The sequence below is a fragment of the Okeania sp. genome (genome assembly GCF_983059655.1).
In genome coordinates, this window is the sequence record NZ_CEZPJD010000099.1 from 1 (window position 1) to 15,311 (window position 15,311).

A 15,311-nucleotide genomic window follows, 5' to 3' on the forward strand; every position below is an offset into this window, starting at 1 on the left:
CAGTTGTGAGAATTGAGATGTTCCTTAAAAGTATAGAATATAGGAACTATTATATATTAGATGATACATTTTTTTCTTCTTCTCTGTTCCCTGTTCCCAGATCCGGTGTTCCCTAAAAGTTTTCAATATCTCACAACTCAAATCATATTGCTATATAACCTTTATTAATTCTGACTTCGCGCCTTCTGACTTGCTAAAGCGCATTTTAAATGTGTCTTAGCTTAGTACCCTTTGATTAAATTGAAATTTATTTATTATATAAGCAATGGGAATACATAATCCTGAATGTTTAGGTGAATTGTGGGATAGTACTCGAATAAGTGTTATCCTAGATGAAATTAATAAAATTAGCGATAAAATTGTGTTATCGGGTGGATGGGCTTGGCATTTTATGACCCCAGAAAATCATACAGAATTCAAGCACGCTCACGACCATAAAGATGTTGATATTTTTGTTAAACCTGATAATTTTGGTCAATTAATTGCTCAATTGAAACAACAAGAATATGAAAAAACTTGGACAAGATTCGACCGCTTACCAGGTTCAAATACATTCTCCCGTTATACTAAATTTGTTCCTTTACCAGGAGAAACTGTTAAAGTTATGCTGGATATTTTTGTGGAAGAAGTTCCTACAATAAAAGTGAATAATTTTTTAGTTGTTGAACCAAAGTTTTTGTTGTCTTTATATGGGGTTAAACATAGTAGCGATCGCTGCTTTGCCGTTCAAATTGCCCATCAACTTTTACAACAGGGAATCAATCCTGTTGGACACTCAAAAATGGCAAATTATCAACCGTTTTTATCTCAAAAATAATTAGGATACTTCACCTCATAATTAATAACTAGTAATTGAAAAAATTAGTTTTGAAGCTTTTCCCTTTAAGAGGATAAAATAAAAAATTTTCCTTTTAGTCGATCCCCTTCTTAAAAGAAAGAGTAATTATTAATTATTAATTATTAATTATTAATTGTTCATTATTCATTGCTGAATATCCTCATCAAACAATTCTGTCTCGAAGGTTTGCAGGACACCATTTAATTCAGCCTCTGGACAAGACTTAATTAATACATCAAAAACATCTAACAACTTAGCGGCAGTTTCTCCCAAAGTTGGACTCATTCCCCAAACATCTTGCACCCAATCTTGAGGACGTTCTTTGTCAAAAATTAACCTTTCTAATAATTGCTTTGCTTCTTCTTTTGATACAGACATGATTGGATTTTTTAATTAAATTAATTTCAATAATTGTATAGCAGAAGGAAAAAGAAAGAAAGAAGAAGGAAAAATCTTGTGTTATCTGAGCTTTAAGCTTTTGATATGTCTGCGCCCTTTGCTTTGACTAAGCTATTCAGCATTTAAACCATTACCAAAATATTTATGAATATACCTAATTGGATTACTTTTTCCCGTCTTCTAGGAATACCTTTGATTCTTTACATTATGAAAAATCCTACTAATCAGAATCTTTGGATATGTCTAGTAATATTTTTAATTGCTTCAGTTACAGATTTTTTAGATGGTTATCTAGCACGAAAACTTAACCAAGTAAGCGACCTCGGTAAATTTTTAGATCCTTTAGCAGATAAATTATTAGTATTAGCACCTTTATTAGGATTAATTGAATTAGGAAAAGTACCAGCATGGGGAGTATTTTTAATTCTAGGTAGGGAGTTAACTATAGCTGGTTGGCGGGTTAATCAAACACAAATTTCAGGAGCTAATATTTGGGGGAAATTAAAAACAGTAAGTCAAATTATCGCTATTTCTTTGTTAATCGCTCCCTTACCTGAAGTTTGGTCAACTCCAGTTAGAATTATGTTTTGGATAGCTGTAGCTTTAACGATAATTTCAGGAATAATTTACCTATGGCCTGATCAAGAAGCTATTCATTAATGGATAATTGATAATGGATAATTGATAATTGATAATTACCTCTGGTTAAAACTGTTTTTGATTGAATATAAGGAGATATCCTAGCACTTTTTTCCCCTTGAAAGGGTAAGCTAATAAAGCTCAATTATTTAATTAATAATTATTAATTATTAGGTAATAGTTGAAGTGGTAGGTTTTAGGTAGTAGGTTTTATAGTAAGCATTCAGCTATTAGCAGTCAGCTATCAGCAACAAGACTCTATCTTATGGGACAGTATTTAAATTAACAACTTACTTTAAGGGAAAGGGAGGCAACTTTTGTGGTAAAACAATTAATCAAGCTTTTATCGTCAACTAAAAGCAATAGCTGATAGCTGATGGCTGACCGCTGAATGCTTACGTTTTATATATAATCCGGTTATATAATATATGTTGATAATTCTATAATTACTTCAATTTATCCTAATTAATTTTTGACTTTTAACTTTTTACTTTTTACTTAAAATAGGTGGTAGGTGCTAGAGTGTCGCAATGTTAATTTTTGACTTTTGACTTTTGACTTTTGACTTAAACATTTTTGACTTTTAACTTTTAACTTAAATAAATGAGTATATTCACACTTCAATCAGTAAAAAAAGACTTTGGCATCAAAGAAGTTTTAAGAGATGCCAATTTCAGTTTAGATGCCAATGATAAAGTTGGTTTAATTGGTACAAATGGTTCGGGAAAATCAACCCTATTAAAAATGATTGCTGGTTTAGAACCTATAGACGGCGGTCAAATTTTAATTAATCAAAATGCCAGAATTATTTATTTGCCACAACAACCAGATTTAGATGAAAATAACACCGTATTAGAACAAGTTTTTTCTGATAGTGGAGAACAAATGTTACTGGTACGAGAATATGAAGAATTATCGGAAAAATTAGCCCATCACCCTGAAGACGATCGACTAATGGCGCGTTTTTCTGAAGTAACTCACGCCATGGATAATACAAATGCTTGGGAATTAGAAACTAAGGCAAAAATTATCCTCAGCAAATTAGGAATTCAAGATTTTGATGCCAAAGTTGGTAACTTATCTGGGGGTTATCGTAAACGTATTGCTTTAGCAGCAGCTTTACTTTCTGACCCCGATGTCTTGTTAATGGATGAACCAACAAACCATCTAGATGCTATCTCTGTAGAATGGTTACAAAGTTACTTAAATAGTTTTTCTGGAGGAATTTTATTAATTACTCACGACCGTTATTTTCTCGACCGAGTTACTAATAAAATTATTGAAATAGACCGGGGTGACCTTTTTACTTATACTGGAAATTATTCTTACTATTTAGAAAAGAAGGCTTTAGCTGAAGAATCAGTAGTTAGTTCTCAACGCAAACATCAAGGAATATTACGCAGGGAATTAGAATGGTTGAAGCGAGGACCAAAAGCTCGTAGCACTAAACAAAAAGCTAGGATTCAACGCATAGAAGAAATGCAAGGAACGGAGTTTAAACAAGCTTTAGGAAAGGTGGATATTTCGACCGCTGGTCGTCGAATTGGTAAAAAAGTTATTGAGTTAGAAAATGTTTGTAAATCCTACGATAGTAAAACTCTAATTAAAGATTTTACTTATGAATTTATACCCGAAGATAGAGTCGGAATTATTGGTGGTAATGGAGTGGGAAAATCTACCCTAATGGATATTATTACAGGTAGAGTTAAACCTGATTCTGGCAAAGTAGAAATTGGTGGGACAATACATATAGGATATTTTGACCAACATTCAGAAAATTTATTGGATGCCATGAATGAAAGTCAACGGGTAATTGATTATATAAAAGATGTGGCAGAGTATGTGGAAACTGCTGATGGTACTCAAATTAGTGCGTCTCAAATGTTGGAAAGATTTCTGTTTCCTGGTAATCAACAATATGCTCCTGTATATAAACTTTCCGGAGGGGAAAAAAGACGATTATTTCTTTTAAAAGTATTGATGAGTGCGCCGAATGTTTTGATTTTGGATGAACCTACTAATGATTTAGATGTACAAACTTTGGCAGTTTTAGAAGAGTATTTGGAAGAGTTTAATGGTTGTGTAATAGTTGTTTCTCACGACCGTTATTTTCTTGACCGGACTGTAGAGAGAATTTTTGCTTTTGAAGGAGTAGGAAATTTACGACAGTATCCGGGAAATTATTCTCTTTATATAGATTATAAAGAAGTAGAAGCAGCAACAAAAAAAGCTGTGGCAGTTACAGAAAAGTCTAAGGAAATTTCATCTAAACAAAAAAAATCAGAAAGGATTTCTTGGGATAAGAATAGGCAAAGAAAATTATCGTCAAAAGAAAAGCGAGAATATGAGAATTTAGAGAAAAAAATTGCTCAGTTAGAAGTGGATAAGGCAAAGTATGAAAATGAACTTTATAATGCACCTCCAGGAGAAGTAAGTGAAGTTCAAAAGCTCCATGAAAAAGTAGAAAATTTAGAAAAAGAAATAGACACTGCTACAGAAAGATGGTTAGAGTTGGCAGAAATAAATTCTTAGAGGATAAGGTAATAATTAATAATTAATAATTAGGGCTTGCTGAAAAAGTCTTTTTGTGAGGGTAGGGAGTAGTTAAGAGTTAGGATAAACGGGGATTTGTAGAAGAGGTAGTCATTGATAATTGCCCCTTTGCTAAATTTACTTACTTCAAATCTATAGCAATCCTATTTTATTTGTGTATAAAAATCTTACTATTTTTAGGGAACAGGGAACAGGGAACAGGGAACAGGGAACAGGTAAGAGTTTCAGTTTTTTTATCTACTTTTTGATTTGTCACAATCAATTTAGGATTGCTATATTAAAAATAATTACTTACTTACCTAAACTTAAAGTGATAAATTTACCATAGAATACAACTGTGTAGATGACTATCTATCAACTGACGTGCAATGAAAAATGAAATAATTAAGCCTTTTTTTATTTGTGATCGAGATTTAGGAATATAGGCCACATTATCATATGCTATGAGTTTTGTATAAAACAAACAAATGTATTAATAAATAAAATTAAGCAATTTTTATCAACTTTGATGATCTTCTGAGGATTGTGCTAGAAAGGTTAAAGAAAGTCATGATAATATATTCCAGATGTGCAAGCAAACTGTTAGGAATATTTTAATAATTCGTATCTATTGATACAAAAATACTAGGGATTCCCTATAATATGTTTGCTTTGTATGAGTCATATTCAGATTCATTTATTGTGCCTAATTTAGAGGTTAAAAGTCAATTTTTATCTTTAGAGTCAACTATACAGGAACTACCTCTGCAAGACTTTCAAATAGCATCTAACTATCTTGGGAAAGATATTGCACCTGTGTTTGAAGCCAACCCTTTACTGCCTGGTGTGATTTTGAGAGACCAGCAAGATAAATTAGTTGGTATGATTTCCCGGAGATTATTTTTTGAAAAAATGGGAAGTCGCTATGGTATAGAGATGTTTTACAAGCGACCTATAGAAGCTTTATATCGTTTCTCTAAGATAGATATATCTATTCTTCCTGGTAATACTTTAATAGTAGAAGCAGCACAGAAATCTTTGCAGAGGCGGCCTGAATTATTATACGAGCCAATTGTTGTAGAAATAGAAGCTAATGTTTATAGACTTTTGGATGTGCATCAGTTATTAGTTGCTCAGTCAAAAATTCATGAACTTACGAGTCATCTACTACAAAAACAAACTCAGGCAAAAGCTATTCAAACTGAGAAAATGGCAAGCTTGGGAAGAATGGTTGCTGGTGTAGCCCATGAAATTAGAAATCCTGTTAACTGTATTTGGAATAATTTAATATTTCTAAATTCTTATTTAGAAGAAATTGCTAAGTTGTTATCTGCTTATGATGAAATATCAGAGCCACCTCCAACGATCGCTCGAATTAAAGAACAAATAGATTATGATTCTTTACAAGAAGAATTAGCTGAGACGACTCAAGGTATTAAATTGGGATCGGAGCAACTGCTGAAAATTGTGAATAGTCTTCGCAATTTTTCTCACATGGATGAGTCTAAAAAGAAACAAGCATCTATCCATGAATGTATAGATAGTAGCTTACTGATTTTAAATAATCGTCTTAAACATGGCATCAAAATTACTAAGAATTATTGTATAAATTTACCAACGATTAGTTGCTATTCTGGTCAACTTAGTCAAGTATTTATGAATATTATTAGTAATAGTATTGATGCACTTAATGAAAAATTAGCTGAACTGGACTTGTGTGATTGGCAACCTCAAATTAAAATTAGTACAGAAGTCATATTTAGGCAAGACTCTGATTGGCTAACTATTAAAATAGCTGATAATGGACTTGGCATTCCTCTAGAAATACAAGATCGAATCTTTGAAAACTTTTTTACCACAAAACCTGTAGGCAAAGGGACAGGTATGGGCCTAGCTATTTGTTACCAAATTATTACTGAAAAACATAGTGGAAAGCTTAAACTAAATTCCTTGCCAGGTAACGGTACTGAATTTGAGATTATAATACCAATAGTTTAACTGAATACTATTCATAATATCTAGAGAAGAAAAAATATAAACTCAGATACTCCTGACTGAAAAACAAAGAGTAGAGAATTTTTACAAAAATAATTACTTAAAAACCTGAAGCGGAAATATAGAGGTATTATTTCTAATAGACATATTCAGAAATTAGATTTTTTCCTATAGGAAGTAAGAGTTTTAGGCTCTTTTTTAGATATATGTAATACTAATATAGTGCAAATTATAGAATTTTTAGTTATCTTATCATACCATATACTTGACACTAATTCAACTGAACTTCTTAGCTATAAATACTCTTTACCGAAGGATTAAGATTTAAAGCTTCTCCTTTAAAAGAGAAACAAGCTGTCGATCTTCGGAGCTTCCCGTACAGTGGGATGGCGAGGAAACCTGCACCATATCCAAGTTTACCAAGAGAAGAAAAAATTTTCTTTTTATTTCATCCTCTTCATTTTTAGGGAGAGGTAATTATCCATTATCCATTATCCATTATTGAACGTGCCAAATCGACATTTCTTAGTTTCTTTATTCATTACCCTTGGCCTATGGGGCGCTACAGAGAAACCGATGCTGGGACAAGCATTAGTTCCTCACATACCACAGCTAAACTCAGCTCAATTGGAGCAAACGGGTTTAAGTTTAGCTGAGGAAGCTGTACAGTTAGCAAGATTTCAACAATTTGAGTTAGCTTTATCGAGAGCTGAATTGGCCACTGAGTTAGCCCCGAATAGTCAACAGACTTGGGCACTATTAGGCAGTCTATACATTCAAGCTGAAGAGTTAGAAGAAGGTATTATTGCTTTAGAACAAGCTCAAGAAATCGATCCAAGTAATGCTGATATTCTATTTGTCCTTGGTAGGGCTTACTTTCAAAGAGCTGAGTATGGAGAAGCTATCAAGCAGTTAAGGGAAGGTTTAAAGTTGAAACCAGATAGCCCTGGTGCTTTGTTCGATTTAGGTAATGCTTATTACAAACGTGGTAAGTTTAAGAGAGCGATCGATCGATATGAAGAAGCTTATGAGTTAGAAAAAAATCTATGGCCTGCAATTAATAATATTGGCTTAGTTGAATACGAGATGGGAAATGTGGATGATGCGATCGGAAAATGGCGGGAAGCTATCTCTTTAGATAGTAAGGCAGCAGAACCACTTTTAGCACTATCAGTAGCTCTCTACACTAAAGGGGATAAACAACAAGGTTTTGCTATGGGAGAAAAAGCTCTACAACTAGATAGCAGATATGCAGATATTGATTATCTTGACCAAAATTTATGGGGAGAACGTTTGCTGGAGGATGCAAAAAGGTTTCTGGCAACTCCGCGTATTCAAGAAACTTTAGCTCAAATAGAAGACTTACCACCTTCGTCTCCAGATCAGGTTTCTCCATGAACTAGGGTCAGCTACAACATTTAATTCTATGTTGCAGAAGATCGCGTCATTCAAAGTAGCTAAATTTTCTCCAGGGGAGTTTCGACTTAGTTAACAATTTTCGCAATTTATCGACATAATACGCTATTTCTCACAGGCAAGTAGTAACGAGGGTGACGCTTTGTATCTTCTGCACTAATCCCTGCTATTCGCATTTCTAGCAGTCTATCTATATAGATGTAGACCTTTCCAGAAATACCGCTCCCTACTAGGAACGGCGTAGTAAGGATTTGAGGACTTTTTTAGTTATGTTAATTGACAAAGACTTAAATGTAAGTATCAAAGTGTAGGAATGCGGTTGGCTTGACCGTTAATGCCTGTGGATGAGTAACCGCCGACAGCCTTAGGGACGTTGCATGCAACGTCCGTACAGCAGGAAGTAAACAGCCTCCTACAGAGGAGCTACGCTATCAATTTTTCACGTTATGTTACCCTTTGTATCAGTTTTATGAAGCAGGAGCTATGCTTTCAAGGTAAAATAGCCAGATGTCGTTTCTAAACAAGTTATGCAGGGTGGCAGTCGCTACAACGGGGACACCCCCTTGCAACGCACTACCTCAGAATAGTCAATGAAAAGCATTTTTAGCTTTTTGGGGTACTTTCTTTGTTTTGTATAGTTTTAAGCTATTTTCGCCCTAAAAAATATCAAAGTCATGTTAGGGCGAATTTTCTTCTATTTCAAATTACAGCAGTTTTGGAGTTGATGAGGTACAAAATTTTAGGACTTTAGGGAGTAGGGAGTAGGGAGTAGGCAGTAGGCAGTAGGGAAAAAAAGATTAATTTTCAAACTGTACCTCACTATCCGCGCAAAGTGCTGTAAGTATTAGCACTTAATTTTCTAGTTGTAGTGGAGATATTGCTAGTAATTTTTCTGCACTTAAAAGTTCAGGTATAGGTAAGGCAGCTTCAGCATCCATCAATTCTTTATATTTCTCAAAAATTAATACTGCTTGTTCATCTTGCTCTGTCAGTTTTTTATAAAAATTAGGAATAGAAAACCAATGTTCAAACGTCAGAGATAAAAAACTATTATCTCTTAATTTTATGTGCCAATACCTAGAAGAGCGGGAATCTGTTACAGAAAATAAAGGTGCAGGATATTTGAGCGGAAAATAGGTATAACATTCGTCACAAATATAGTACCAAACATTTTGTTGCTAGATGTAGAGTGCATAGACAGTATATTATTTTTCTACTATTAATTAAAACTGAGTTTCTTGAGTAAGATATAGAGATGAATTCAGATAATTGTCAGGTAGAATTTTTCCAGTATTGGTAAGACAAAAAATTTTCATAATCTATTTATCTGTAAGCATTCAGCTATTAGCGGTCAGCAATCAGCAAATAATTCTTTCTCTTGTTAAAGGAGTATACTTTGAGTAGTAACTTTTAATTCTCCTTAAAGACTAATTTATTCTTCCAAGATAATCATATTAATAACTTACAGCTGACGGCTGACGGCTGAATGCTTACATTTACCTTTATAATTTTTTGGTGATATTTTTGGGTAGGCGCGTAGAAAAAAATTTCAATATTTTGCCCAGTTTTATTGTTTCTAAACCAATTAATTTCAATAATTGATAGATAAATTATTATGCTTTTATCGCCAGCTATTTTATACTAATCTAATTAGTAATATAGCAATTTCCAAAAAGCGTGAGGTACAAAATTCCTTGGTTTTAGGGAGTAGGGAGTAGGGAGTAGGGAGTAGTAAGTCTGGTTACCGTAGAAACCGATAAAGAAGAAAAACAACTGTACCTCATTAGCTTGGGAAACGCTATAAGTAGAGGAAAATCTACAATTCGAGTATCTGCTTCTCCTTGAATTTTAATGTGTGCCTGGGCTTTAATATATTATCAAAGAATGTGCTTGTGTAAATTGACAGGAGTATCGTCGGAAAATAGGCTTCTAGTCATTAGTTAAACTTCAAGTATAAAAAATACATTTTAATCATACTATCCGGCGATCGCTAACTTTATCTATCATTATTTAAAAATATTTTTATACCTTTAACACAATCAATAAATTGATAGAAATTAAGTTATTCAAACTTATCTAGTTATCAAGAAAATTTTCTAATACAAATTAAAGTTGCTATAATTGCTAAAATCTATAAATTACAACTTTTTATTTTTTTCCTTCCGCCAAAATAAGCTATGACAAATTATCAATATCAAGTCGGTGGATGTTTACCAATTGATTCTCCCACCTATATTAAACGTCAAGCAGATTTAGAATTATATCGTGGATTAAAAGCAGGAGAATTTTGTTATGTTCTTAATTCTCGACAGATGGGTAAGTCTAGTTTGCGAATACAAACTATGGAAATTTTACAAACGGAAGGAATTATTTGTGCTGGTATTGATCTAAGTGCAATTGGTAATTTAGATATTACTCCCGAACAATGGTATGCAAGTGTAATTGATAGTATTATTAGTAGTTTAGATTTATACGATCGCTTCGATTTAACAAGTTGGTGGTTTGAGCATAATAATTTATCTTATGGGCAGCGTTTTAGTAAATTTATTCAATCTATTATTCTTAAGTTAATTCCTCAAAATATAATAATTTTTATTGATGAAATTGATAGTATTCTAAGTTTAAAATTTCGAGTAGATGATTTTTTTACAGTTATTCGTTCTTGTTACGATAAAAGGGGTCAAAATCGAGAATATAAACGCTTAACTTTTTCTTTTTTTGGTGTAGCTACTCCTGCCGATTTAATTCAAGATAAAGTTCGGAGTCCATTTAATATTGGTCGTGGAATAGAATTAACTGGTTTTAGTTTCAAAGAAGCTCAACCTTTAGTAACAGGATTAACTACAAAATCTACTAATCCTCAAGGAATATTAAAAGCTATATTAAGTTGGACTGGTGGACAACCTTTTCTGACTCAAAAATTGTGTCAACTTACCCTAAAATCTGATTCTTCTATTCCGAATAATCAGGAAAAAGAGTGGGTAGAAGATTTTGTCCGAACTATGATCGTAGATAATTGGGAAAGTCAGGATGAACCACAGCATTTACGAACAATTCGCGACCGCCTTTTATTAAGTAATCAACGCCAGAAATTATTATTACTATATCAAAAAATTTATCAGACAAAAGGAGTAAAGGTTAATTATAGTTCAGAGCAATTAGAATTAAGATTAACTGGATTGATTGTGCAACAACAAGGCAAATTAAAAGTTTATAACTGTATTTATGAAGCAATTTTTAACCGGAATTGGATAAATAATACTTTGGTAGAAGTGGGGAGATTAAAAAATGGTGATTTTTCTCTAAATTCGGATAATAATTTATCAATAAGTCGGCAGGAATATCGAAACAGCAAGATATTGTTGAATAAGGTAAAAAATTATTGGGTGAAAGGAGTATTAGAGACTTCATTACACGGCAAAGTATTAATTGAACTAGGATTAGAAGAACGAAAAAATGCAGTAAATCGTCCTTGGGGTTTACTGTGGAAAGATTTAGATAATCCTCAGCAAGAATTGCCGCCAGGTACTCGAATTATTGATAAATTTGATGAGTTAGGTGCAGGTCGAACTTTATTAATTTTGGGTGAGCCAGGTTCTGGAAAAACTACAACCTTATTAGAATTAGCACGAGATTTAATTAATCGAACTGAAGCAGATTTAACTCAGCCAATACCTGTTGTTTTTAATCTATCTTCTTGGGAGGGAAAAAAACAGGCGATCGCTGATTGGTTAGTTCTGGAATTACATACTAAATATCAAGTTTCTCAACAAATTGGCAAAACTTGGATACAAGAACAAAGGTTAATTTTACTACTTGATGGTTTAGATGAAGTAAGCAGAGAAAAACGAGAAGATTGTGTGAATAGTGTGAATTATTTTTGTCAAGAATATGGGCAAACAGAAATAGTAGTTTGTAGTCGTATTCGTGATTATGAGGCTCTTTCAAGTAATTTGATATTTCAAGCAGCTATCTATTTACAGCCTTTAAGTTTAGAGCAAATTCAAGGGTATTTAAAAAATGCAGGTTCAGAATTAGCAGCAGTAAGTAAAGCATTAGAATATGATGTTAAATTACAAGAATTTGCCCGGTCTCCTCTAATTTTAAGTATTATGAGTTTGGCTTATCAAGGAATATCTATTGAAGAGCTACCTAGTCGCAGTAATACTGAACTGAGAGAACATTTATTTAATGCTTATATTGAGCGAATGTTTAAGCGCCGTTCGGTGAATATTCTCTATTCTCAGGGGAAAGTAAAAAAATGGCTTAGTTGGTTAGCAAAGCAAATGGTGAGAGAATCAGAAACTGTATTTTTAATTGAACGAATGCAGCCAACTTGGCTACAAAGAAAATTTTATATTATTGCTTATACAATTATTCTTTTTTTGATAATCCTGCTATTATTTTGGAATCTTTTCAATCAAGCTTTACTACGTTATGAATTCCTAATTCTTCTGGGATTTGGTGTACTATACTTCTGGCGTTTTTTTGGATTTAAAACTATTCAAACAGTCTCAAGCTTAAGATGGTTAGGAAAATATACTATCAACCGAATAATTATTGGTATAACTGTTGGACTAATTTCTGGCTTATTATTTAGAATCATATCAGAAGCTATTTTTAGGTATAATTTTGCAATTCCTAATCAGATTAGCTATGGCATGATCAGAGGAGCAACAGGCGGATTAAGTTTAGGGCTAATTCTAGGAATAGTCCGTGGTATGACAGGTCCGGGAGTAGAAGAAGTAACGGTTCCCAATCAAGGTATTTTGTTGTCAACTAAAAATGCTTTAATATTTGGTGTAATTGCGGCTATAGTGATGATTTTAGCTGCTAAATTATTAGACTGGTACTTCATAGTTTGGGGTAAGTATGGATTAATTTTCGGATTAGCTGTGGGAGGTGGGGAAGCTTGTGTCAAACATTTTATTTTACGAATTATTTTGTATATTAATAATTACATGCCTTGGAATTATGCTCGTTTTCTTGATTATGCAACTCAGTTAATTTTTCTACAAAAAGTTGGCGGTGGCTACATTTTTATTCATAGATTATTGTTAGAACATTTTGCTAGAATGCCATGAAGAAAGTTTTAGGCTTTAGGGGTTAGACGAAAATATTAAATTATCAAATAAGGAATTAAAATTCAATGTTAGTAGTGCGGGCATCTTGCCCGCGACGGATGTACTTGGAATCTGCTGTATCAAATAAGGAATTAAGATTTAATACAACATAGAATGCTATATTTAAGTGACACTTCAATTATTAAGTAATTAACACAGACTGAATATTTTTTTGATAATTATTAGCCAGTTATTGTTAATTATTCTTATTTTTACCTCTCCCCTACTCCCTAACTCCCCTACTCCCCCGCTCAAGAAAATCTAGCAAACATTTATCAATTTAATATTATATCAGATTTGGTAGCAATTTTGATATTTAATTTAGAATACTGCAAGGCAAAAAAAAATCTGTAGCTAAAATTGCTATTCAGACAAACAAAATTAGTTATTCTATAAAAAAGTAAATTTATAACTAAGACAGTAAGTTAACCATAATGCTGACACAAATAGTTCGTCCCATGGTTCGGACCCAGGTTCGGTTATTAGCAAACTGTCACTCAACCCGTCTAACGTTAATTCATACAATTGCTAAATGGCTAGGTTTTTTGGGAGTAAAAGCAGAAGTAACCGAACTTAATGCTAGTCTAGACAAAAAAATAACTATTTCCTTAACTGTAGAAAAACCAGAATCTTGCGATTGCCAAGATTGGCACAAAATTGTCGATGGTATTAATATAGAAGAACCTCAAAATAGTTCCCAAGAAATAACTGCAACCGAACCGATCCAAATAATGACAGCCAAGCAACAAGGAAAGCTGCAAAGGTTGATAGCTTATGTTATTCAAGCGGGGGAACCAAATCAGAAAATTAAATGGGAAGAAATATGTCCTAATCTACAACAATTGGGATTAGATGAAAATATGTTAGACGGGGTTCGCTCTGCAATTAGAGTACCTCAGTCTATCGATTTATTAATTGAAGAATTAGAGCCAGATGTAGCAGTGATCGCTCTTCCTTTAGCGATGAATATTGCTCTGTTCGATCGGCAAGTAAATTCCTCTGAAGATTATGCTTTAAATTCATTATTACAGGTAATGAAACAACCTACACAATCTACGAAAGTAGAGAAAAGTTTTTTCAGGCATAAACTATATGGGCTAATCACTTCAGTTATTCCTAGATAACAAGTTAGTTATCAATTCACGAAGGAAGAAGGAAGAGGGAAGAGGGAAGAAGGAAGAAAAACCCACGTTTAAAAACATGGGATTGAAATAAGGACGTATTATTTCATCGGACTACGTGCCTTGAAATAAATATGTATTTTTAGTGGGCTTTATACCCACAACTAAAGTTTTTAATTATACTCATACCTTCTTCCAACGATAATTTATATAGTATAAATGCTTAAGCAAGCTACAGATTTTATACTAATTTTCATGTTACGCTCTTGAAGTGCGGAATGTGGGTTATATTCATTTTGAATTATGTAAGTATTCAGCTAGCTTGCATTCAGATTTTAGCTGTTTCATAAATAATGAATATACACTGCTAAGGTCAAGGTTATTATTTTTTCAATACTTTGAATTATCCTGAAAATTCTCAATACTAATTCCTGCTATAAAGGCAGTGAATTAATAGCTGATTGCTGATTGCTGACCGCTGAATGCTTACTTAACTATTAGATTCATTTTCTGTTTGTGGAACTGGAATAATATCTTGAATTGGCACCCATTTTGGTAATCCATCTGGATATAACTGAGGATAAATAATCAGCAAAATAACGCCAATCATAGAAGAAATTAAGATGAAAAGAATCTGCCCATTCTGCATCCAAGTCACGAAATCTAAAAATCCAAATTTTTTGGGTTCCTCCATTTTTTGCTGAGGATAACTTACTGTTACTTTATCTCGGATATTACTCTCATCGCCGAATATATTCCCTACAACATTTCCATCTTTATTTTCAATTTTACGGCTTTGGTCATTGACAATTTTTTCAGCTATAGTTTGACTGCCAATAAAATCATTATTTTTCATATTTATTACTGAGCCATAATAATTATTTGTCATAGGGTTTGTAGAATCTTTAGGTTGTAAAAAACTAATACTCGGTTCTCTTTCTATTACATCATTAATTAAACTTAATACATCAACTTCATTATAGTACAACTCGCATTGAGTCTTGAATATACCATTATTAATCCGGCGTTGCAAGTCATCAAATTTATAGAAGTGAGGATTCTGGCTATTTTCTTTACAATCCTTGCAATTACAAGGAATTAATTTATTATATTTGAGTCGATTATTGTAGGAACTATGAATTTTATCCAACTCGTGAGTCACAATAGTCATTAAATCTCGTTTTTGTTGCCCATAAATCCTAATTTTTATTTCTCTCTTACCGTAATATTCAATTACTTCTGCTCTGG

General features: G+C 32.9%; 8 protein-coding genes and 1 pseudogene. 7 read left to right on the forward strand and 2 right to left on the reverse strand.

What is annotated here, in order from left to right; all coding sequences use genetic code 11:
- Positions 1-265: 265 nt before the first annotated feature.
- Positions 266-817, forward strand: a complete 552-nt coding sequence (locus tag AC3DU7_RS08400; RefSeq protein ID WP_488038901.1) for a hypothetical protein — start codon at positions 266-268, stop codon at positions 815-817.
- A 165-nt stretch (positions 818-982) separates the two neighbouring features.
- Here AC3DU7_RS08400 and AC3DU7_RS08405 read toward each other — a convergent pair whose 3' ends face one another.
- A complete protein-coding gene (locus tag AC3DU7_RS08405; RefSeq protein WP_488038902.1) occupies positions 983-1,216 on the reverse strand; it encodes a hypothetical protein in 234 nt (77 codons plus the stop codon).
- Between the two features lie 165 nt (positions 1,217-1,381).
- Between AC3DU7_RS08405 and pgsA the strand changes: the two genes are divergently transcribed.
- The 6 genes from pgsA (at position 1,382) to AC3DU7_RS08435 (ending at position 14,066) form a co-directional block, all read left to right on the forward strand.
- Complete coding sequence (pgsA, locus tag AC3DU7_RS08410) at positions 1,382-1,897, forward strand: CDP-diacylglycerol--glycerol-3-phosphate 3-phosphatidyltransferase (RefSeq protein ID WP_488038903.1); 516 nt, start codon at positions 1,382-1,384, stop codon at positions 1,895-1,897.
- 582 nt (positions 1,898-2,479) lie between these two features.
- Positions 2,480-4,408, forward strand: a complete 1,929-nt coding sequence (locus AC3DU7_RS08415) for an ABC-F family ATP-binding cassette domain-containing protein (RefSeq protein WP_488038904.1) — start codon at positions 2,480-2,482, stop codon at positions 4,406-4,408.
- A 663-nt stretch (positions 4,409-5,071) separates the two neighbouring features.
- Positions 5,072-6,406, forward strand: a complete 1,335-nt coding sequence (locus AC3DU7_RS08420; RefSeq protein ID WP_488038905.1) for a sensor histidine kinase — start codon at positions 5,072-5,074, stop codon at positions 6,404-6,406.
- 573 nt (positions 6,407-6,979) lie between these two features.
- Positions 6,980-7,801 (forward strand): tetratricopeptide repeat protein, encoded by an 822-nt coding sequence (locus AC3DU7_RS08425; RefSeq protein WP_488038906.1) that lies wholly within the window; start codon positions 6,980-6,982, stop codon positions 7,799-7,801.
- A 2,195-nt stretch (positions 7,802-9,996) separates the two neighbouring features.
- On the forward strand, positions 9,997-12,903 hold the full coding sequence (locus AC3DU7_RS08430) for an AAA-like domain-containing protein (RefSeq protein WP_488038907.1): 2,907 nt from the start codon (positions 9,997-9,999) through the stop codon (positions 12,901-12,903).
- A 473-nt stretch (positions 12,904-13,376) separates the two neighbouring features.
- Positions 13,377-14,066 (forward strand): hypothetical protein, encoded by a 690-nt coding sequence (locus AC3DU7_RS08435; protein WP_488038908.1) that lies wholly within the window; start codon positions 13,377-13,379, stop codon positions 14,064-14,066.
- A gap of 487 nt (positions 14,067-14,553) precedes the next feature.
- On the opposite strand, the pseudogene AC3DU7_RS08440 reads toward AC3DU7_RS08435, so the two are convergent.
- A pseudogene (locus AC3DU7_RS08440) lies at positions 14,554-15,311 on the reverse strand (COR domain-containing protein); the annotation flags it as partial.